We start from the raw sequence: 21,307 nt of genomic DNA, 5'->3' as shown, positions 1-21,307 counted from the left end.
ATCATGAACGAAGCCGCATCACCCGCCACCGAAACCCTCGCTGCCGAAGGCATGGTGCCGGAAGAAACGCCGTTCCAGGAACGCTGGCGCATCTTCCGCCGCAACCGCATGGCGCTGGTGTCGCTTTGCTTCCTCGGCTTTCTGTTCGTCGTCGCCGTCGGCGGCAAGCTGTTGACCATGCACCACGACCGCTTCGACGCCACCTCCGTGCGCCTGGCGGAAAAATTCAAACCGCCGTTCACGCCTTACAACACGGAATTGGTGAAGGAAGCCGAGCGGCCGTTTCTCGGCGTGTACCTGTTGGGCACGGACGAGCTGGGCCGCGACGTGTTCGCCCGCATGCTGGAAGGCACGTTCGTGTCACTCACCGTCGGTTTCGTCGCCGTCGGCATCTCCGTCACCGTCGGCATTTTCATCGGCGGGCTGGCCGGGTTTTACGGGCGCGTGCGGCTGGGGTTGATCACCGTGGACACGCTGCTCATGCGTTTTGTTGACATCATGCTGTGCTTTCCGACGTTCTTCCTGATCCTCACCGTGGTGGCGCTGTTGCCGCCCAGCATTTACAACATCATGATCGTCATCGGCCTGACCAGTTGGATGGGCACGGCCCGGCTGGTGCGCGCCGAGTTCCTGGCGCTGCGCGAACAGGACTACGTACTCGCTGCCAAAAGCCAGGCCATTCCCGAAATGCGCATCATTTTCCAGCATATCGTGCCCAACGCCATCGCCCCGGTGCTGGTCTCCGCCACCATCGGCGTGGCCACGGCGATTTTAACGGAATCCGCACTCAGCTTCCTCGGATTCGGCGTGCAACCGCCCGACGCCACCTGGGGCAACATCCTGGCCGACGGCAAAGCGTTCATCTTCGACGCGCCGTGGTTGACTTTCATCCCCGGTTTCACCATTCTATTCGTAGTGCTTGCCTTCAATCTGTTCGGCGAAGGGTTGCGTGAAGCCTACAACCCCAAACTCCGCCAGCGATAACCCTCAACTCAAATTCATGATTCAATTTCAAGGTCTCAAAAAGCAGTACGGACCGAAGGTCCTGTTCAACGGCGTCGATTTCCATCTGCGCTCGGGCGAGCGTGTCGGCCTCATCGGTGAAAACGGCATGGGCAAAACCACGCTGTTCCGCGTCATCGTCGGCCAGGAAAGCCTCGACGACGGCACCATCCACATCCGCAAGGGCGCGCGCGTCGCCATGCTGTCGCAGGAACTCGAAGTGGTCCAGCAGACCGTGCTGGAACGCGTGGTGGTGGGCGACTCCCGTTTCGCCGAGGTGCAGGAAGAGCTGGATCGACTGCAGGCGGACACGGCGTTTCACAAAAAGGACCCGGAGGAATGGACCCGGCGCTATGGCGACCTGCATCACGAATTCGAGCGTCACGGCGGCTACGAACGCGAATCGCGGGCGCAGGCGATTTTGTCCGGCCTCGGCTTCAAGGCCGAGCAGTTCCACAAACCGCTGGAAACGTTTTCCGGCGGCTGGCGCATGCGCGCGGAGCTGGCCAGGCTGTTGCTGCAAAGCCCGGACGTGCTGCTGCTCGACGAGCCAACCAACCACCTCGATCTGCACTCGGTGGTGTGGCTGGAATCGTTCCTCAAAAGTTACGAGGGCTGCCTGCTGCTCATCTCCCACGACCGCAGTTTCCTGAACAACCTCGTTGGGCGCATCGCCGAGCTCGACCGCGGCCAGCTCATCGCCTACACCGGCAACTACGACGATTACGAGCGGCAGAAGGCCGAACGCATCGCGCAACTGGAAGCGCAGGCCGCCAACCAGCAGCGGCGCGTCGCCGAGATCGAGCGCTTCGTCGAACGCTTCCGCGCCAAGAACTCGAAGGCGACGCAGGTGCAGAGCCGCGTCAAGCAACTGGAAAAAATGGAGCGCGTGCAGACGCACCGCGGCACCAAATCGATTCAGTTCCGCTTTCCGCAGCCGCGCCGCACGGGCCGCATCGTCGCCCGCGCCGAGGATTTGGACAAAGCCTACGGACCGGTGACGGTGTACCGGAACTTCTCGATCCAGATCGAGCGCGGCATGAAGATCGCGCTGGTTGGCGCCAACGGCGCCGGCAAATCGACATTGCTCAAACTGCTGGCCGGGCAGGTCGCACCCGATGCCGGCAGCCTCGAACTCGGCCACAACGTCAGCCGCGCCTACTACGCGCAGCATCACGTCGAAACCCTGACGCCGACGCACACCGTGCTCGAATCGCTGGTGGAGATGGCGCCGCAGTTGACCCACACGGCGCAGCGCAGCATCCTGGGCGCGTTCCTGTTTTCCGGCGACGACGTGGACAAGAAAGTCAACGTGCTGTCCGGCGGCGAACGTTCGCGCCTGTCCTTGGCGCGCATGCTGGCCGCGCCCGCGCCGTTTCTGCTGCTGGACGAACCGACCAACCACCTCGACATCCGTTCCTGCGAAATATTGGCCGCCTCGCTGGCCGATTTCGACGGCACGGTGGTGACCATTTCCCACGACCGGTTTTTCCTGGACGGCCTCATCAACCGCGTGTGGGAGGTCGAGGGCGGCACGGTGAAGGAGTACCTGGGCAACTTCAGCCATTACGAATGGATGAAAGCCAAGGAGGCCGAGCGCGCCGCCGCCGCGGTGAAGACCGCCGCCAAAAACGAGGCCGTGGCCTCCCCGGCGCGCAAGGACAAGGACCAGAAACGGCGCGAGGCCGAAGCCCGCAACCAGCGTTACCGCCAACTGAAACCGCTCAAGGAACGCTGCACGGCCATCGAAAAACGCTTGGACGCGGTGATGACCGAAAAGCAGGCGTTGGAAACCCGCCTCGCCGACCCGGATATGTACCTCGACAGCCACAAAAGCAAGCTCGCCGAAGCCCTGTCGCAGCAGAAAAAAGTCGATGCCGAAGAAACCAAACTGCTGGCCGAGTGGGACCGGCTGAGCGCCGAGATCGAGGCCCTGTCGAACACCCCCTCCGCCACTTCCTGATCGCCAAAGCCGTCCCCACCCCGGCAAAAGGGATTTGCAACGCGGCATTTTCCTTTATACTGGAGGCACAATGCACAGACGTGCCCGGCGGCATTTCGCTGAAATTCCACCCCTTCCGGGGCTACAGTTTCGCCGCGAAACGCCGATACGATGATAGTTTCCAAATCCTTATGCTATACTTCGGGCATCACATCGGCATACAGCGTGGAGGGGACCGGTCCCGCACCACCGGCCTGGCCGGGGGGTTATCGGACCCCGATTTTGCTTTGTCCTCAAGGTTCCAGACATGAAACTGAAAATCCTGGTGGCAGACGACAGCATCAGCATCCAGAAACTGGTGTCCATGGCCTTCTACAACGAGGACATGGAGGTGGAAGGCATCAGCGACGGCGTCAAGGCCTACAACTACCTCTCCGATTTCCAGCCGGATCTGGTGATGGCCGACATCTATCTGCCCGGCATCAACGGCTTCGAGCTGTCCAAAAAAATCAAAAACAGCGACGAGTTCCAGAATGTCCACGTGCTCCTGCTGACCAGCGACTTTGAAGAACTCGACCAGATCATGTACGCCGATTCGGAAGCCGACGGCTACATCTCAAAACCCTTCAAAACCGACGAAATCATCAAAAAGGTGAAACACCTGCTGGGCGAAGACACCCCTGCCGCCGCAGCCACGGAAGACGAGGAATACGAAATCGAGTCCGGCGAGTACGAGATCGAAGCCGTCGATGAAGTTGAGATCGACGCCGGCGACGAAGACAAGGTGGACGTGGAGTCCGCAGGCATCCTCGATTACGATGAGGAGGGCCTGCAACCGAAGTGGATCGAGTTGTCGGCGGAAGACCTGGTGATTCCCAACCGGGACACGGCGACACCCGAACCCGCCATGGAGATCGACGACGAACTGGTGCTGAAGCCGGAGGAAGCCGAAGCCCCCCATTCTGAACCGCTGCCGCAGACCTCCTCGCGGACCGAGGCCTTTCAGGAATCGCTGGACGAACTGGATCAGTTGTTCCGCCAGTTGACGGAACGGTCCAGGCCGCCTGCCGCCGATCCCGAACCGGAAACCGGCGCGTCGAAACTGGAACCCAGTTCGCATCCGGACCTGATCCGGGAGGTGATGACGCTGATGAATGAGGAGCGGCCGTCGTCCAACGGCAAGCACGCCACCCCGGCCCCGAAACCGTCGCACCCGGCGGAGACCGACCACAGTGCGCTGCACGACCTCGTGCACCAGCACGTTCGCGCCACGCTGCGCACGGAGATGGCGGGATTGTCCGACACCATCCAGGACACGGTGCGGCAGATCGTCGAAGACGTCGCCCCCGAGGTGATCCGGGAAGTGATCCGGGAAGAAATCGCCCGCATCAAGAAGTCGGAACCGATCTGATCGGAGTCGATCTGATCGGAGTCGCCTTGCAATCGGCCCGCCCGATCGGGTATAACCGTTTGCACCTTCCTTTCCAAAAAAATATCTTTGATATTTGAAGGCCCGGTGGCACACTTTCATTCCCCGTCCGGGCTTTGGGACACACCGTACACCTGTTTTTCAATTTATGATTCAACTCGACACGAAATACCAACCGCAAGAGGTTGAGGAGAAGTGGCTGCGTTACTGGGCGGAGCACCGGCTGGCTCACGCCGATGAAACCCGCGATGCGGAGACCTTCTGCATGGTCATCCCGCCGCCCAACATCACAGGCTCTTTGCACATCGGCCACGCCTTCAACAACACCTTGCAGGACATCCTCGCCCGCTGGAAGCGCATGCAGGGCTTCAACACGTTGTGGCAACCGGGCACCGACCACGCCGGCATCGCCACGCAGAACGTGGTCGAGCGCCAACTGGCCGCCGAAGGCACGACGCGCCACGAGATCGGCCGCGCCGCCTTCATCGAGCGTGTCTGGAAATGGAAGGCGGAGTCCGGCGGCAACATCGCCCAGCAACTGGTGCGGCTGGGCTGCTCGCTGGACTGGGAGCGCGACCGCTTCACCATGGACGAAGGCTTGTCCAAAGCGGTGCGCGAAGTGTTCGTCACGCTGTACGAAGACGGCCTCATCTACCAGGGCGACTACATCATCAACTGGTGCCCGCGCTGCCAGACGGCGTTGTCCGATCTCGAAGTCGAGTACCAGGAAAAGCAGGGCCACCTGTACCACATCCGTTACCCGTTCCAGAACGGCGAGGGGCACGTCACCGTCGCCACCACGCGGCCTGAAACCATGCTGGGCGACACGGCGGTGGCCATCAACCCGGAAGACCCGCGCCATACGGGTCGCGGCGGACAGATTCTGCTGCTGCCAATCCTGAACCGCGAGCTGCCGATCATCGAGGACAGTTACGTCGATACCGAGTTCGGCACCGGCGCCTTGAAAGTCACCCCGGCGCACGACCCCAACGATTTCGAACTCGGCCGCCGTCACCAACTGGCATCCATCAACGTGCTGCATCCCGACGGCACGATGAACGCCGAAGCGGGGCCGTTTGCAGGTCAGGACCGTTTCGAGGCACGCAAGAACGTGGTCGCGGCGTTGCAGGATCGCGACCTCATGGAAAAGATCGAGGACCACACCCATTCCGTCGGCCACTGTTACCGCTGCCAGACGGTGGTGGAGCCGTACCTCTCCAAGCAATGGTTCGTGAAGACTCGGCCGCTGGCCAAACCGGCCATCGAGGCGGTGCGCAGCGAACACATCAAGATAGTCCCGAAATTCTGGGAGAACACGTATTTCGAGTGGATGGAAAACATCCGCGACTGGTGCATCAGCCGCCAGATCTGGTGGGGACACCAGATTCCGGCGTGGGCCTGCGCGGCCTGCGGCGAATGGACCGTCGCCCGCGAAACGCCCACCGCCTGCAAGCACTGCGGCGACACCCACCTGACGCAGGAAACCGATGTGCTCGACACCTGGTTCAGTTCCGCACTGTGGCCGTTCTCCACGCTCGGCTGGCCGGAGAACACCGAGACGCTGCAAAAATTCTACCCGACCACGGTGCTCTGCACCGGCTTCGACATCCTGTTTTTCTGGGTGGCGCGCATGGTCATGATGGGCCTCAAATTCCAGCAAGCCATTCCGTTCGAGCATGTGTACATCCACGCCCTCATCCGCGATGCCGAAGGCCAGAAGATGAGCAAGACCAAGGGCAATGTCATCGATCCGCTGGTCATGATGGACAAATACGGCACCGACGCGCTGCGCTTCACCTTGGCGGCGTTCGCGGCGCAGGGACGCGACATCAAACTGGCCGAGGACCGCATCGACGGCTATCGCAATTTCTGCAACAAACTGTGGAACGCATCGCGCTTCGTGTTCATGAACCTGGAAGACTATACCGGCACCTGCGATCTCGAAGATCGCGGCGGCCGCAGCCTGGCCGACCGCTGGATACTGAGCCGCTTCAACAAAACCTGCACCGAGGTGAACCGGGCGCTGGACGCGTTCCGCTTCAACGACGCCGCCAGTGCCCTCTACCGGTTTCTGTGGAACGAGTACTGCGACTGGTACATCGAGCTGTCCAAATCGCGCCTGTTCAGCAAGGGTCCGGAACGCGCCACCACGCAGAATGTCATGCTGTACGTGCTGGAGGCCTCACTGAAGCTGCTGCACCCGATCATGCCGTTCATCACCGAGGAAATCTGGCAGAAGCTGCCGCACGCAGGGACCAGCATTATGGTCGCCCGCTACCCGCAAGCCAACCCGGATCTCGACGACGCCGATGCCGAAAAACAACTCGAAGTGGTGATGGAAGTCATCACCCGTGTCCGCAATATTCGCGGCGAAATGAACTTCAATCCGGGCCAACAGCTCGACGTGCACATCAAAACCCACGATGCCGATCAGGAACACCTGATCCACATCAATCAGGGTTACATCAAGGATTTGGCGCGAATTTCCGCAATGATTCTGGGGCCCGATATCGAAAAGCCGAAGGCCGCCGCATCCGCGGTGTTATCAGGGATGGAGCTGTATGTTCCCCTGAAAGGGTTGATGGATTTCGATGAAGAGCAAAAACGGGTGGAAAAAGAGTTGAAAAAAATCGACAAAGACATGCTATTCTTGAATAAGAAACTATCCAACCCAAACTTCGTTGACAAGGCGCCTCCCGAAGTCATCGCAAAGGACCAGCAAAGGCTTGAAGAGTTGACCGAGAAGCAGGCCAAATTGCAGGTTCATTTAAAAACGATTGTTGAAGCGACGTCCTGATTCAATCCCCTATATCGTAATGACGTCTTGATTCTGTTTCGTGGCCGGATTTTCGAATGGATGCCACCCGTGAACTGTTGACCCGCAACCAGATTCCCGAGGAAGCAAAGTGGGACCTGAAAGGTCTCTACTCCTCACCGGAAACCTGGGAAGCGGACTTCCTCTCTCTCGAGTCCCAGTTGGAAAGCTACGCTTCCTACCAGGGCACGCTGGGGGAGTCGCCCGCGCGGCTCAAACAATGCCTCAAATTTGACATGCAGTTTTCGCAGACGCTGGATGCGGTGTACACCTACGCCCACCTGCGTAACGACGAAGACAAGACCCACACCGCCAACCAGGCGAACTACGAACGGGTCTCCCGGCTGTTGACGCACTACCAGCAGGCGCGCAGCTTCATCAACCCGGAGTTGATGGCAATTCCGGAAGCGACCATACAAACGTTTCTGAACGACCCGGAGCTCGAGTTTTTCCTCTTCCATCTGGAGCGGGAGTTGCGTTACCGCCCGCACACCCTGCCAGAAGCGCAGGAAGCGTTGCTGGCGGCGGCTTCGGAAATGGCGCAGGCGCCGCAAAAGGCGTTCAGCATGCTGGACAACGCCGACCTGCAACTGGGATCGGTGCAGGACGCCGAGGGACGCAGCATCACCCTCACGCATGGCAACCTGCAAAGCCTGCTGCAGAATTACGATCGCCGCCTGCGTCAGGACACGTTCGAAACGTTCTACAAAGCGTACGAGGGGCATCAGTACACGTACGCGGCGTTGTTGTCCGGCAGCATCAAGAAGGACCAGTTTTTCGCGCAGGCACGCGGTTTCAAATCGGTCCGCGACAAGGCGTTGTTCTCGGAAAACATTCCGGCCGAAGTGTACGACAACCTCATCGCCGCCGTGCACAACAACCTGAAACCGCTGTACAAGTATTTCGATCTGCGCAAACGGATTCTCGGGTTGGATGCCCTGCACGTTTACGATTGCAGCGTGCCGTTGATCCGGGATTTCACGTGGGAGATGCCCTACGAAGACGCGGTGGAAGACATCGCCCAGGCGCTGGCGCCGCTGGGACCGGATTACGTCGGGGCCCTGAAACGCGGTCTGCTCGACGAACGCTGGGTGGACCGCTACGAAAGCAAGGGCAAGAGCAGCGGCGCGTATTCATCCGGCTGTTACGATTCGAATCCGTTCATCCTGATGAATTACCAGAGCGACCACATTAGCAGCGTCTATACGCTGGCGCATGAGGCCGGGCATTCGATGCACTCGTACCTGTCGAAAAAGAACCAGCCCTTCCTCTACGCCGATTACACGATCTTCGTGGCGGAGGTGGCGTCCACCTTCAATGAAGCGTTGCTGACGCGTTATTACTTGGGCCGCGAACTGAGCCGGGAGATGAAAATTTACCTGCTCTGCCGGGAGATCGACAATTTCCGCGGCACGCTGTACCGGCAGACCATGTTCGCCGAGTTCGAACACCGCATTTACGCGGCGGCGGAAGCGGGCAAGCCTTTGACCGTGGACACCTTCAAAGAGCTGTACCACGAGTTGTTGACGATTTATTTTGGTGAAGCGGTGACGCTGGATCCCTGCCTGGATCTGGAATGTTTCCGCATCCCGCATTTTTATTTCGGCTTTTATGTGTACAAGTACGCGACGGGCATCTCCGCCGCTTACGCATTAGCCGAACGGGTGACCTGCGGCGGCGATGCCGAACTCGCGGACTACCTGGGCTTCCTGAAATCGGGAGGCTCCGCGTACCCGATCGACCTGCTCCGCAATGCAGGGGTGGACATGAGTTCACCAAAACCCATTGAAACCGCCTTGCAAAAATTCACCGACCTGGTGGACCAGCTCGAAGCGCTCACAGGCTGAGCCCTCTCCATCCGGTGCAGCGGACCATCATGCAGTACCGGCTCGACTTCAACATAAGCATGCGTCGAGCCCATTAAAAACCTTTCGTAAAGGAACTTTAATCTTGCGAAATTCCAATTCCTCGAATCAACCCAACCGGCAGAACAAAAACCGCTCCCGGTCTGGAAAGAACAACGACCAGGGGGGCACGCGGCAACGTTCGCAGTCGAACACCCGCAACAAACAAGCCACGGAAATGTGGATGGACTCGAAGACCATGACGTCGCACATCCCGCAGAATTCCCGGCCCAACAACGCGCAGGGCAACGGCAACGGCCGCCATAAAAACCGCAACAACAACGGCCCTAACAAAAACCGTTCGCAGAACAACCGCCAGGACGCACAGGGCCAGCGGCCGCGTCAGGATCGGGCCGCCGCACCGCGTGCGCAAGCTCCGGAGCGCGGCGACAGCACAACCGCTGGCAGCACGGCTGCTGGCAGCACGGCTGCTTCCGCACCGTCCGGCAAGCTGGTATCGGGCATCGAGCCGTTCGAGCTGTTCTGCGCGTACCACCTGGGCATCACCCGCGACAAGGGTTACAAGCCGTCCAACATCAATGAAGTCGCCCGGCGCTTCAACGCCGATCCGGCCACCATCAAACAGGCCTTGCAGGAATACAACATGGATCCGGGTTCCCTGCTCGATCGCGACTTCGACATGGCGCTGGCGCAGTTGGACATCCAGGTCGCACCGGAAGGCGTGGACCGCAAGGAACTCGCCAAAAACATTTACGAGGATTTTCAGAACGCGCCGCACATCAAGCGGGACTGGAAGAAGCTGCTCGAGGAAGACAGAAAAGAAAATCAGAAAGTGTTCAGGGACTGACCGGCGGCGCATCCGCCTCGTTCGACGACTCCCCTGCGTTCCCGCTCCCGCTGCGCTTGAAACGCAGGGCCAGGTCCAGGATATCGTCTTCCAACTTCATGGCTTTCCCGTTGGAACAATTCAGATCATTCAATAAAATCGAAAACGCAAACCGTTCGCCGTCCATCGACTGAAAGTACCCGGACAGTGCACTGACGTGGTTCAGCGTCCCCGTCTTGGCGCGGATTTTCTGCGCATGCCGGTTGCCGTTCATGCGGTCGATCACACTGCCGTCAATGCCCATCACCCCCAGCGCGGCGATGAACTCAGGGAAAATCCCCAGGTCTTGATACGCATCGTCCAGCACCGCGACGATCTGGTCCGGCGACACCATGTTTTGCCGCGACAGGCCCGATCCATCCACCACGTTGTACCGATCGTCCGCGTACCCCAGGCTCTGCATGTAAGCCTGCAACAACTTAACGCCGTTTTCCGTGGTGCCCGGCGCACCGTACACATCCGCCGCCAGCGTGCGCAGGATCTGCTCGGCGATGAAGTTGTTGCTGAACTTGTTGAGACCGCGCAGGATGTCGGCCAACGGCGGCGACTCGTGTTCGTACAGAAGCCGGGCCGCATCGGGAACGCGGCCGCGTTCCAGTCCGCCGCCGACGGCGATGCCGGCCTGCTCCAGATACTTGCGGAACGCGTGCAGCGTGTACCACTGCGGGTCGGTGACGTTCAGAAAATATTTTTTGCGCGCCATGGTTTTCGGCAGGGTGCCGGAGACGATGATCTCATCGTGATCGCGGCGCGGCAGGCGGTTGACGATCAACCGCTCGTGATCCTTCCTTCCCGCCACCGTGGTGGCGCTGTTGTGGATGCGGATGTAATCGGTCATCGGGTCCACCACCACGACCGGCGGCGCGCCCACTTCCTGCGCGGGTTCCACGTACACGGTGACGGTGTTGAAGTTGAACGACAACGCGCCCATAGGCGCGAGGTACGCTTCCGATCCGTTGTAGTTGGCCCACGTGGCCACGCGATGCTGGTCTTCAAAAAAATGGTTGTCGGCGATGAGGTTGCCTTCGATTTTCGTGACCGGCAGGTTGCGCAAAGCATTCACCAGAACCCACATCTGCTCGGACACCAGCCACGGGTCGCCGAAGCCCTTGATGTACACGTCGCCTTTCAGCGTGTCGCCGTCGATATAACCGTTGGTGTACAACCGCGTGTAAAACCGGTAATCGGGGCCGACGCGTTTGAGCGCCATCGCCGACGTGATCATCTTCATATTGGACGCGGGCGTGAACAACACATTGCTGTTTTTGGCGAGCAGCGTGGTTTTGCGTTCCAACGAATAGAACTTCATGCCGAGGCGCGTGGTGCCATTGCAGTCCCGTTTCAAAACGGATTCGATATCCGTCCACAAACGGTCGGCGGCGGGGTCGGTATCCAGAGGCTGCGCGCTGGCCGCAACGGCCCAGAGCAGGCACCCGCAAACGATCATCAATTGCTTGATTTTTAAATTTTTATTCAACATGGCCTTCAAATTTTACAAAGGACTCCGGGTAAATTCAATCTCCAATTGCGCGGCGGGCGTTCCCGGCCTCACAATACCCCCATTCGGGACCGTCCGGTTGACGGATGCGCCGGCTTGGGTTAGCTTTAAAGCCTTACCTGCAGTAAAATGAATCCCTGAACAGAAGGAGGAACATGAATTACGATCTAGTCGGCATTGGCAACGCGCTGGTGGACATTGAAGTGCGCGTCGAAGACAATTTCATCACTCAAAACGCGTTCACCAAGGGCGGTATGACGCTGACCTCGATCGAGGGTCAGAACAAGCTGCTCAGCCAGTTCGACGGCGCCGCGCATAAAATCTGTTCCGGCGGTTCCGCTGCCAACACCGTGCACGGCATGCGCGTCCTGGGCGCCAACACGTATTACCTGGGACGTGTCGCCGACGATCGTTACGGCAGGCATTACACGGAAGACATGCAGAACTGCGGCGTCGGCTTCCCCGGACCGGACTCCGCGGACACCGGCACCGGCACCTGCCTGATCCTTGTCACGCCGGACAGCGAGCGCACCATGCTCACCCACCTCGGCATTTCCACGGGACTGCATCCGGAAAACGTGGATGAGACCATCGTCAAATCCGCCAAGGCGGTGTACATCGAAGGCTATTTGTGGACCGGCGATGACACCCGCGCCGCCGCCATCAAAATGGCCGACATCGCACGCAAGCATCGCATCCCCGTGGCCTTCACTTTGAGCGATGCGTTCGTCGTCAACAGTTTCAAGGAAGACCTGCTCGACTTCATCCGCTGGAAGACCGACATCCTGTTCTGCAATGATGTCGAAGCCAAAGCCATGGCCGATCTGGACGATGCCGAAAAGGCGTTCGACAAGTTGAAGCACCTGGCGGGGACGGTGTTCATGACGCGCGGCAAGGACGGTTCCTGGGTCGGCAAGAACGGCGACGACACCCTTTCCGTCAATGCGTTCCCGGTGAAAGCGGTGGACACCACCGGCGCCGGGGACTTGTATGCGGCGGGCGCGCTGTACGGACTCAACCAGGGCCTTGGCCTCAAAGAGTCGGCCATCATCGGCTCGTACTGCGCTTCGGAAGTGGTCACCCATTTCGGCGCGCGCATGCCGACGCACTCGCACACCGACGTCGATAAAATTCTCAAAGCATATAAAGAATAACGGAGCCCCACCGGCGCCTGCCTGTGCCGGGTGCGGGGTTGAGGTCAGGGGAGGGATTCGGCCTGCGTTTTCGCCTGGGAGCCCGCCTCGGGCTTGGGTTCAGCGGGCAGGTGCCTTGTGACCCACGCCCGGCAGTGATGGGGTGCGAACTCGCGGAATCCGCTCAGACGCCCGCCCCAGTTCATTTTCAACAGGCGGTAACACTCGCGTTCCAACACGGCGCGTTTTTCTTTCAACGTGGCGGGCGGCACGGTGAGCCGGGTGCCTTCCCACGCCGTCTCGCCGAACACGCGCATGGTGGCAAAGCGAAACGCGCGGTAACCGTCTTCATAAAATTTCAATGTGCGTTGCAGATCGGCGGGGGCGCCAGGCCGGTCGCCATGCCCCGGCACGTAGGCGGTGAACTCCATCTGGCTCAACCGTTGCAGCACCAGAACGCGGCGCTCGATGCCCTCCCCCCGTTCCAAATGCGGCACCCAGTTGGGAATGGCGCGGTCGGGCAGCAACATCACTTTGCGTTCGGAAATGACGACCAGCGTGTCGCCGGTGATCTCACCGCCGACGTGGTGCAGCTCCAGCGTCAGGGATTCGGTCTTCAACATATAGTCGTTGCTAAAACTCATATGTGGCAGCGGCGCCTGCGTCGGGTTGCTCTCTTTAAGCCGATCGGCGATCTTCTGCTGCGCGATCACCGTCGGCTTGGAACCGAAGCGGGAGGCATCGCCGATATGCCGCGGACTTCCGGTCGAATAAATGATCACCGTCACCGGCAGTTCCGTCACCTCATGCAGGGCTTTCTGCAAAAGCTCCCCCGCCCCCTGCAGGGGATCGACCAGCACCACGCCGTCCGGCAACACCACGAACAACGTGCAATCGATGCCGTTCGTGAAAAAGTAAACATCCTCCGCCAGCGGTTTCAGCAGGTAACCTTTTTTCGGAAGCGTGGACGGCACGCCCTGCTCCTGCTTCGCGTTCCTGGACTGTTCGAGCAAATGATGCAAACCGTCCTCATGCAGAGAAGGAACGGATTTTTTGACAGCCGGGGCGGACGCACACCCCCATCCCAGCCCGAACAGGAGTAGAAAAAACACCGTTGCCACGCGCTGAAAGGGAAGCCTGCCTGGGCGGGGGTTATACATTTTCGTGGGAATCTGATACACTGCGTTCGACTTTCTCCAAATAACCGGTGCAACTGCTTATTGGAAGTATTGCAGGCATTGAAGCGCCTGGCAACCTAATTTGAGGAGGCCCCGATGTATCGACGTATTCTTTTGTTTCTCGCTGTTCTCAGTCTGGCCGGTCTGACCGCCTGTGGCACCGTCGGCCGTGATTTCGACGAAACCCACGTCCCGGACGTCCAGAACAACGTCACCACCAAAAACATGATCCACGACTGGTTCGGTGAACCTCACGCCGAAGGCAAGCAGAACGGCATGCTGATGTGGACCTATCAATACGACCGCTACAGCGCGTTCGGCAAGGACTGTTCGAAAGAACTGGTTGTGCTGTTCAACGGCGACGAGCGTGTGAAAGCGTACCGCTACAGCACCAATATCGAAGAAGACAAAAAATAAATAACGCCCCCTCCCCCCGCCTTCCGGCGGGGCGGAACGCAGCTTTCCTCATGACCCCATTTTCACTTTACGTATTCGATTTCGACGGCACCCTCGTCGATACCAAACTCGATATCGCTTATTCCGTCAACCTCGTCCTGCAGGAAATGGGACGCGAGGCGTTGCCGAAGGAAGTCACCTTCGGTTACGTCGGCCGCGGCGTGCGCCACCTCATGACGCAGGCGCTGAACGGCGCCGGCGACGGCGATCTCGAACGCGCCGTCTCGCTGTTCATGAAGCATTACGAACAGCACCTGATGGACCAGACCGACTACTTTCCTCATTGCCGCGACCTCCTCAAACACTACGCGAACAAACAACTCGCCGTGGTGTCCAACAAACCGGAGAAATTTGTGGAGCAGATTCTGGTCGAGTTGAACAGCCGTGGGGCGTTCCAAAGCGTTGTCGGAGGCGACTCGTTCAAGAACAAGAAGCCGGACCCGATGGGCCTGCGTCATGTCATGCAGGTGGCGGGATTGAAACCGGAGGACGTGCTGATGGTGGGCGACAGCGAGGTGGACGTCGCCACCGCCCGCGCAGCAGGCGTGAAAGTGTGCGGCGTCACCTACGGCCACGCCACGCGGGAGGAGATGGCCTCCTACCAGCCCGACTGGCTCATCCACGACATCCGCGAGATGAAGAGATATTTTCTTTAAAATTACTAATAATCAAGATCTTCACCTTTGGGTTTCTGGTCAAGTTCTAAAATAGGGGCAACATCCAAACTCTTGGTTTTGTATACGATTGACGACACTTTATATATTCTCAAACTATCCTCAACCAAGCGAAGGTAAGGGAGATTTTCCATTTGCGGATACAAATCTACCCATTCCATTCCATACACATCTGTATATGGATCTGAAGACCAAAATTCATCATCGACTCTATTAAGACCTTGCCCACCCTGAGGTTCTTTGAATATTTGATAATCATGTTCCGTAAAATGCTCAGAAAAAAAATGATCTTCTGAGGCTTTTTCACTCTTGGCAATATCACTTTTTTTCACTACAGCGGAATGTCTAAAAAGGACAATGTTTTTAGGGGCCTCCTCCTCATTATTTAAATTTTGGGGAGAATAGTAAATGATCCCATCAAGTTTTGGATTGAACTGATTAGACAGATATTCTGCTATTAATTGGGTAGGGAGATAATCTAAAACCTCATCGCCAGGCAAAATTGGCTTACTTATTTCTTTATGAAGGATATGAGCAAACTCCCATTGCGCCATTATGTATTCAAAGTCAGGATCAAAATACTCAACTTTTGGATATTCTTCAAAAGCGGTAAGGTCTAAAACCTTAATGGGCTTAATCACTTCAAACTTCCCTATAACTGCCATTCCCCCAACCGGCAAACGGATTTCGGAAACACAGGTCCGCTCATCATACGCCCCATAGAACACCGGGATGCCAGATGGGTTCATTCTACCTGCAATAACAATATTAGGTGGCGGAGGGCCCAATTCAACTTCTGGATTTTTACAAATCTTGATGCGTTCAGATGATTTTAGAGCTTTTCTAGCTCTATATATAAAGCGATTATTTGAAACAGGGGTGATATCTAATATTACCTTTTTACTAAAATACCGTTGATGCTCTATAATCCCATTAAATATATAATCCAAAATTTCCTTGGAGCTGGGATCAAAATACCTAGATTGATGTTTAATATTTTCACAAAAACTTTTCCAAAGCGACGTTGTATCATAGGGGCGAATCGGAGCTAGCTCATACAAAGTATCGCCTCCATATAGAGCCGTTTCTCCTTCTTTTAAAGCGACAAAATTATGCTTTTCTCCAAGTATATTTGAAACCTTTTCGGCCACTTCATAATCAACACCCATTATTCTTTCAAAGATCTCCGCATCTGTTTCCCCTATTTGCTCCCATTCCCAACTATCGCTTTCCGATATCGAGGGTTCCATGCCTCCAGGAATGAATAATTGACTGAAAGTTGCGTTTACTTTTTCTGCTACTTCCTCCAAAGGTAAGCTTTTTGTTCTTCTATGACAAAAAGAACATCCTCTGTTTTTTGATCCCTTCTTAATTTTAGCTTTCAAGAAAGAATCCCCAACACACTCATGGCACAATAATTCTTCACTCATAATTTATGACTCGAAAACTAGAAACAGTCATTGTGCAATTTACTTACAAACAATATTCAATTTAACGAGATTTGGAAGTACTATCTGATTCCCGGTAAAGCTCGATGGCTTCTTCCCGGGTTTCGCCTTGGGAAATACAGCCATGGAGGGAGGGGACATAAACGGTGAAACCGCCTTCTTTCTGCGGTTCCAATACAATTGGTATGTTTCATGATTTGAACCTTACTAACAGAAAAAAGGGGAAATCATAAAACACCCTCACCCCAACCCTCTCCCATTAAGGGAGAGGGGGCTTTTTACTTCCTTCTCCCCAGGTGGGAGAAGGCCAGGATGAGGGGGAATAAAGCTCATTCCTCTTTTTATCATTCACCCTTTCTCAAAACTGAGAAAGAGTGCCTCACAGGAGGCCTCCCCAAGCCCCTTTTGCAAGAGGGACACCGAATCCCTTCCGGAATTATAGCCCTGTTTTGGCTTCAGGGAAATTCCGCCTGCCAGCCAACGGTTTCCCGGTGCCAGCACACCCCCGCTCTCGCCGCCTTTAACCATTTGTATTCAAACCCCTTTCATTACAGTCGTTCTTGACTTTACGGTGGGTTGGACCTACAATTTCCCCTTCCATGAAATCCGAATCCAACGCCCCCCAATCCATTTATCTTATCGCCGTCTGCGGCACCGGGATGGCTTCGCTCGCCGGCCTGCTCAAAAAATCCGGCCACCGTGTTTTAGGCTCCGACGCCAGCGTCTATCCGCCGATGAGCACGCTGCTCGAACAGATGGGCATCGAGATCCGCCCCGGCTACAAGGCGGAAAACATCACCGGCGATATCGATCTCGTCGTCGTCGGCAACGCGGTGTCGAAGGACAACGCGGAAGTGGTCGCCGTCCAGCAGGCGGGCATCCCGTACATTTCCTTCCCGCAGGCGCTGGCGCGGTTTTTCCTTGAAGGCCGCAAGTCGCTGGTGGTCACGGGCACGCACGGCAAAACCTCGACCACGGCGCTGCTCGCCTGGGTGTTCGAGGCGGCGGGACGCAAGCCGGGCTTCATGGTGGGCGGCTGGCTCAAAAATTTCGACGGCAATCATCAAGTGCCGGAGGGCGGCGTCTTCATCACCGAGGGCGACGAATACGATACGGCGTTTTTCGACAAGGGACCGAAGTTTCTGCACTACCAACCCTATGGCGCCATCCTGACCGGCATCGAGTTCGACCACGCGGACATCTACCGCGACCTCGATCACATCAAGGACGCCTTCCGCGGTTTCGTGAAAACCGTTGACCCGCAGGGCTTCCTGCTGGTGGAGGCGACGGACGGCAATATTCAAGACGTAATCGGCGAGGCGCACTGCGAGGTGGAGACCTACGGTTTCGCGCACGATGCCGACTGGCACATCGCGTCGCACCGCTTTTGCGAAGGCGCCAGCGAGTTCGACCTCCAGCACAAGGGAGTGACTCTCGGCCGCTTCACCCTGCCGATGATCGGCCGTCACAACGTGCTCAACTGCGCGGCGGTCATCGCCCTGGCGCACCGCTCGGGCATTTCGGTGGAAGAGATCGCCTCCGCCCTGCCCTTCTTCCAAGGCGTCAAGCGGCGGCAGGAAGTGGTGGGCGAAGCCAACGGCGTGGTGGTGATCGACGACTTCGCGCACCACCCGACGGCGATCGATCTCACCCTCGACGCGGTGAAAGAAGCCTGGCCGGGGCGCACGTTGTGGGCGGTGTTCGAGCCGCGCTCGGCCACGTCCAAACGCAACGTGTTTCAGTCGCGCTTCCCCGACAGCTTTTTGAAAGCGGACAAGACGGTGATCGCGGGTGTGCCTGCGCCGGAAAAAATCAAGGACGGCGAACGGCTGAACCCCGCCGCCGTCGCCGAGGCCCTCAAAGCGCGCGGCAAAGAGGCCTGGCATATTGAATCGGTGGCAGGTATCGTGGACCATATCGCGCAACACCACACGTCGAACGATGTCGTGCTGGTGATGTCGTCCGGCGGCTTCGACGGCATCCATCAGAAACTGCTCGACCGGCTGGGAGCACCATGAACACGCTTGGAAAACTGAAACTCGATTTGATGGGACGCGGCGTTGTGTTACCGGACAAGGTGCGCAAGGACGAACTCGTCGCCGCCTCGATGTACCAGGACCGCGGCCGTGAGGAGCTGGCGTTGCTCCTGTCCGAGGATTTTTTCGTGCGCGCCACCGTGCAACCCGAGGGCCACGACAGCCCCACCCTGCACATGGAGACGGATCGCTTTGTGCTGCGCGACGGGGCGGAGGAAACGAAGGTGCGCCTGATCCCGCCGCCGCAGTTTTTGCAGGTCGCCGACCCTGCCAAAAAACCGGTGGCCGCCAACATTCAAATGGACGGCTACTGCCTGAACCTGTTCCTGCGCGCCGATCCTGAGACCGAAAAGCTGAACATGCCGGAGAAGGACATCATCGCCCTCATCCGCTCGGCATTCGAGGAAGGCGTGGCCGACCTGGTGCAGTTGAACCTCGAGTTCTGCGAAAAGGAAGACCGTTGCCTGCACGCCATGACGCCGGTGATGAAAAGCATCAAGAAAAACTTCCGCACCTTCGTCGCCCTGCGCGGGTTCCTGCCGGATAATTTGGCGACCATCGACCACATGTACGCCGCCGGGGTGGACATCATGGTGTTCGCCTTCACCGGCACCGGTCTGTCGCGCGAAAAAGAACAACGCGCCCTCGAATACTCCACCGGAGTGTTCACGCCGGGCTCGGTGTTCATCGAAGTCGGGTTCGGTCATGGCGATCTGTCGGCGGTGCAGGAGCAGCTCACTCAATTGACCCGGCTGGGCGTGATCCCGCTCCTGAAATTGCCTGAGGACGGGGTGCGCGACGCTGCGGAATTTGAGCGCATCCACACGCTGGTGCAGCATCTCACGCACTATGCACAGCAACACAAACTTCATCTGAAATGGCTGTACCCCTCCGGACGCATGGTGACGCCGCTCGACGCGCCGTTTTTCACTGATTCACCGGCAACCGCCCGGCTGGCGCTGCGTCCCGTGTACAAATCGCGCCTCGGCCGCACCGCGCTGGAAGGCTTTGCCGCGCTGCGCCGCAAGCTGCGCGTCAAGAACATCAGCGACTCCTACGAATCCGCCGGGCTGTAAGCCCCTGTAAGGCTTTCTCTCCCACACCGACAGACCCTGGGAAACACCTTGATTCCTCCTCTCCTTTTCAAGGAGGGGATTGGGGGGAGGTTACTCATAACCCCACCCCAACCCGTCACTCCGTGAGTGCCCCTTGGTAAGGGGAGGGAATTGTTTGCTTTCCCGTTGTGCAAACGAGGGATTGAAGGACACGCACCTGGATCGATGAAAAAGCCGTTTCAGTTGATCCGCAAATTCCGTTTCTGTTAGGATTGCATTATGAAACTCGCACCGAAAGTCCCCATTCCCGAGCAGGCCCCGGTGATCGACCGCGTGCCGGAAGTGCCGATGACAGGTCTCGAAACATTGTGGCTGCAAACCGGCGGCACGTTGTGCAACCTCGCCTGCACGCATTGCTTCATCAGTTGCCATCCCAAAAACGACAGCATCCCGTTCATGACGCTCCAGCAGACACGCGCCCGGCTGGAGGAGTCCGTCAGTCTGAACGTGCAGGATTACTACATCACCGGCGGCGAGGTGTTTTTGAATCCGGAGATTTTCGAAATTCTCGAAGCCATTCTCGAATACGGGCCGTGCACCATTTTGACCAACGGCTTGCTGCTGACGCCGATACGCGTCGAGCGTCTGGTGGAAATTCAAAAGAAGGCCACGCACGCAATGCATTTCCGGGTCAGCCTTGACAGCCTCGACGAACAGGAAAATGACGCCATCCGCGGCGAAAATTGTTTCCGCCTCGCCATGCAGGGCGTGGCCAACCTGTCGAAGGCGGGGTTTTCCACACATCTGACGATGGTGCGCAGTTGGGACGACGAGGAAGACGCCGTTTGGGAAGAAAAAGCCCTTGCCTTCATGAAAGACCACCACGTGCCCGAGCCGCAGGTGAAGTTTCTACCGGGATTCCTGATGGGCGAACTGGCGCACACCGAACGCGGCTATCACGAGAACGAACGCGTCACCGAAAAATGTTTCGAGAATTACCCCATCACCAACCTGCAGTGTTCGTCATCGCGCATGGCCACATCGCAGGGCGTGTACGTGTGCCCCATCCTGGTGGAAGAACCCTCCGCCAAAATGGGCGACACCCTGGAAGAAACCATGCGCCCCTTTCCGCTGAGCCATCCCGCCTGTTACACCTGCCGCATTTCCGGCATGACCTGCAAGAGTTGATGCCACTTTTTTAGCCTGCAAGCGTTCCCCCGTTTCCGGTTGAGTCGCACCCAACCGCGTGCTAGCATGGATTCATTCCAGATTGCAGCGCCCTAACGGGCATTTGGCGCGCGCCACACCGGATTTCAACCGTCGTAAGGAAACGAATTATGGCTTTGGCTCATTCCACCATGGTCCCGTTGGGAACGCAGGCTCCGGCTTTCGAACTCCCCGGCACCGACGGCAAACTGTACTCGCTCGACAGCTTTCAAGACAAGGAAGTGCTGGCGATCGTTTTCATGTGCAACCACTGCCCGTACGTGAAAGCCGTGCTGCCGCGCCTGATCGATCTGCAAAACCGTTTTGCCGGCAAGAGCGTGCAGTTCGTCGGCATCAATGCCAACGACGCGGTCAAATACCCCGACGATTCGATGGAAAGCATGCAGCGCATCGTCAAAGAAAAAAACATTCCGTTTCCGTACCTGTTCGACGAGACCCAGCAAGTCGCAAAGGCTTACGATGCCGTGTGCACGCCGGATATCTATGTATTCGGATCGGAACGCACGTTGCAGTACCGGGGCCGCATCGACGACAACTGGGAGCATCCGGAAAAAGTAACGAAGCATGATCTGGAAGACGCACTGAACGCCATCCTCGATGGGCAACTCATGACCCAAGAGCAGATCCCATCCATGGGCTGTTCCATCAAATGGAAATGATTGG

17 protein-coding genes are annotated in these 21,307 nt (G+C 57.7%); 13 read left to right on the top strand and 4 right to left on the bottom strand.

All coding sequences use genetic code 11. The features are described 5' to 3' along the window. Nucleotides 1-3 precede the first annotated feature (3 nt). The 6 genes from QML71_RS02475 (at nt 4) to QML71_RS02450 (ending at nt 9,900) form a co-directional block, all read left to right on the top strand. Entirely contained in the window at nt 4-984 is a 981-nt protein-coding gene (locus tag QML71_RS02475; RefSeq protein WP_282010318.1) for an ABC transporter permease, read from the top strand. A gap of 16 nt (nt 985-1,000) precedes the next feature. Next, nucleotides 1,001-2,965 carry an ABC-F family ATP-binding cassette domain-containing protein gene (locus QML71_RS02470; protein WP_282010317.1) on the top strand — a complete coding sequence of 655 codons (1,965 nt, stop codon included), beginning with the start codon at nt 1,001-1,003 and terminating at the stop codon, nt 2,963-2,965. Between the two features lie 286 nt (nt 2,966-3,251). Next, complete coding sequence (locus QML71_RS02465) at nt 3,252-4,355, top strand: response regulator (RefSeq protein ID WP_282010316.1); 1,104 nt, start codon at nt 3,252-3,254, stop codon at nt 4,353-4,355. 166 nt (nt 4,356-4,521) lie between these two features. Beyond that, nucleotides 4,522-7,170 (top strand): valine--tRNA ligase, encoded by a 2,649-nt coding sequence (locus tag QML71_RS02460; RefSeq protein ID WP_282010315.1) that lies wholly within the window; start codon nt 4,522-4,524, stop codon nt 7,168-7,170. A 56-nt stretch (nt 7,171-7,226) separates the two neighbouring features. Beyond that, nucleotides 7,227-9,035 carry an oligoendopeptidase F gene (pepF, locus tag QML71_RS02455; protein WP_282010314.1) on the top strand — a complete coding sequence of 603 codons (1,809 nt, stop codon included), beginning with the start codon at nt 7,227-7,229 and terminating at the stop codon, nt 9,033-9,035. Between the two features lie 103 nt (nt 9,036-9,138). Continuing rightward, on the top strand, nt 9,139-9,900 hold the full coding sequence (locus tag QML71_RS02450; protein ID WP_282010313.1) for a hypothetical protein: 762 nt from the start codon (nt 9,139-9,141) through the stop codon (nt 9,898-9,900). Here QML71_RS02450 and dacB read toward each other — a convergent pair. Continuing rightward, a complete protein-coding gene (dacB, locus tag QML71_RS02445; RefSeq protein ID WP_282010312.1) occupies nt 9,890-11,419 on the bottom strand; it encodes a D-alanyl-D-alanine carboxypeptidase/D-alanyl-D-alanine endopeptidase in 1,530 nt (509 codons plus the stop codon). The two genes, QML71_RS02450 and dacB, sit on opposite strands and share 11 nt — an antisense overlap. 173 nt (nt 11,420-11,592) lie before the next feature. Between dacB and QML71_RS02440 the strand changes: the two genes are divergently transcribed. Continuing rightward, nucleotides 11,593-12,591, top strand: a complete 999-nt coding sequence (locus tag QML71_RS02440; protein WP_282010311.1) for an adenosine kinase — start codon at nt 11,593-11,595, stop codon at nt 12,589-12,591. Between the two features lie 44 nt (nt 12,592-12,635). Here QML71_RS02440 and QML71_RS02435 read toward each other — a convergent pair whose 3' ends face one another. Next, nucleotides 12,636-13,682 carry an MBL fold metallo-hydrolase gene (locus tag QML71_RS02435; protein WP_282010310.1) on the bottom strand — a complete coding sequence of 349 codons (1,047 nt, stop codon included), beginning with the start codon at nt 13,680-13,682 and terminating at the stop codon, nt 12,636-12,638. A 162-nt stretch (nt 13,683-13,844) separates the two neighbouring features. On the opposite strand from QML71_RS02435, the gene QML71_RS02430 reads away from it, so the two are divergent. After that, nucleotides 13,845-14,165, top strand: coding sequence for a hypothetical protein (locus tag QML71_RS02430; protein ID WP_282010309.1), 321 nt, complete (start codon nt 13,845-13,847; stop codon nt 14,163-14,165). A 50-nt stretch (nt 14,166-14,215) separates the two neighbouring features. Next, nucleotides 14,216-14,860 (top strand): HAD family hydrolase, encoded by a 645-nt coding sequence (locus QML71_RS02425; protein ID WP_282010308.1) that lies wholly within the window; start codon nt 14,216-14,218, stop codon nt 14,858-14,860. A 5-nt stretch (nt 14,861-14,865) separates the two neighbouring features. Here QML71_RS02425 and QML71_RS02420 read toward each other — a convergent pair whose 3' ends face one another. Both QML71_RS02420 and QML71_RS02415 read right to left on the bottom strand, forming a co-directional pair. Next, entirely contained in the window at nt 14,866-16,308 is a 1,443-nt protein-coding gene (locus QML71_RS02420; protein WP_282010307.1) for an RES family NAD+ phosphorylase, read from the bottom strand. Nucleotides 16,309-16,369: 61 nt separating this feature from the next. Next, entirely contained in the window at nt 16,370-16,501 is a 132-nt protein-coding gene (locus tag QML71_RS02415) for a type II toxin-antitoxin system HicB family antitoxin (protein WP_282010306.1), read from the bottom strand. Between the two features lie 424 nt (nt 16,502-16,925). On the opposite strand from QML71_RS02415, the gene mpl reads away from it, so the two are divergent. The 4 genes from mpl (at nt 16,926) to QML71_RS02395 (ending at nt 21,303) form a co-directional block, all read left to right on the top strand. Then, nucleotides 16,926-18,344 carry a UDP-N-acetylmuramate:L-alanyl-gamma-D-glutamyl-meso-diaminopimelate ligase gene (gene mpl, locus QML71_RS02410; RefSeq protein ID WP_282010305.1) on the top strand — a complete coding sequence of 473 codons (1,419 nt, stop codon included), beginning with the start codon at nt 16,926-16,928 and terminating at the stop codon, nt 18,342-18,344. After that, nucleotides 18,341-19,438, top strand: coding sequence for a hypothetical protein (locus QML71_RS02405; protein WP_282010304.1), 1,098 nt, complete (start codon nt 18,341-18,343; stop codon nt 19,436-19,438). Before mpl ends, QML71_RS02405 begins: the two co-directional genes overlap by 4 nt. Before the next feature lie 258 nt (nt 19,439-19,696). Further along, a complete protein-coding gene (locus tag QML71_RS02400) occupies nt 19,697-20,605 on the top strand; it encodes a radical SAM protein (RefSeq protein WP_282010303.1) in 909 nt (302 codons plus the stop codon). Between the two features lie 149 nt (nt 20,606-20,754). Next, entirely contained in the window at nt 20,755-21,303 is a 549-nt protein-coding gene (locus QML71_RS02395; RefSeq protein WP_282010302.1) for a thioredoxin family protein, read from the top strand. The last annotated feature ends 4 nt before the right edge of the window (nt 21,304-21,307 follow it).

The organism is Nitrospina watsonii, assembly GCF_946900835.1.
Lineage (GTDB): Bacteria > Nitrospinota > Nitrospinia > Nitrospinales > Nitrospinaceae > Nitrospina > Nitrospina watsonii.
This window is presented reverse-complemented; position numbering and strand designations above follow the sequence as displayed.

Bases quoted from the DNA above. Each gene is read 5' to 3' on its own strand.
- QML71_RS02475 (WP_282010318.1), top strand. From the start codon at position 4: ATGAACGAAGCCGCATCACCCGCCACCGAAACCCTCGCTGCCGAAGGC.
- QML71_RS02470 (WP_282010317.1), top strand. From the start codon at position 1,001: ATGATTCAATTTCAAGGTCTCAAAAAGCAGTACGGACCGAAGGTCCTG.
- QML71_RS02465 (WP_282010316.1), top strand. From the start codon at position 3,252: ATGAAACTGAAAATCCTGGTGGCAGACGACAGCATCAGCATCCAGAAA.
- QML71_RS02460 (WP_282010315.1), top strand. From the start codon at position 4,522: ATGATTCAACTCGACACGAAATACCAACCGCAAGAGGTTGAGGAGAAG.
- pepF (WP_282010314.1), top strand. From the start codon at position 7,227: ATGGATGCCACCCGTGAACTGTTGACCCGCAACCAGATTCCCGAGGAA.
- dacB (WP_282010312.1), bottom strand. From the start codon at position 11,419: ATGTTGAATAAAAATTTAAAAATCAAGCAATTGATGATCGTTTGCGGG.
- QML71_RS02440 (WP_282010311.1), top strand. From the start codon at position 11,593: ATGAATTACGATCTAGTCGGCATTGGCAACGCGCTGGTGGACATTGAA.
- QML71_RS02430 (WP_282010309.1), top strand. From the start codon at position 13,845: ATGTATCGACGTATTCTTTTGTTTCTCGCTGTTCTCAGTCTGGCCGGT.
- QML71_RS02425 (WP_282010308.1), top strand. From the start codon at position 14,216: ATGACCCCATTTTCACTTTACGTATTCGATTTCGACGGCACCCTCGTC.
- QML71_RS02420 (WP_282010307.1), bottom strand. From the start codon at position 16,308: ATGAGTGAAGAATTATTGTGCCATGAGTGTGTTGGGGATTCTTTCTTG.
- mpl (WP_282010305.1), top strand. From the start codon at position 16,926: ATGAAATCCGAATCCAACGCCCCCCAATCCATTTATCTTATCGCCGTC.
- QML71_RS02405 (WP_282010304.1), top strand. From the start codon at position 18,341: ATGAACACGCTTGGAAAACTGAAACTCGATTTGATGGGACGCGGCGTT.
- QML71_RS02400 (WP_282010303.1), top strand. From the start codon at position 19,697: ATGAAACTCGCACCGAAAGTCCCCATTCCCGAGCAGGCCCCGGTGATC.
- QML71_RS02395 (WP_282010302.1), top strand. From the start codon at position 20,755: ATGGCTTTGGCTCATTCCACCATGGTCCCGTTGGGAACGCAGGCTCCG.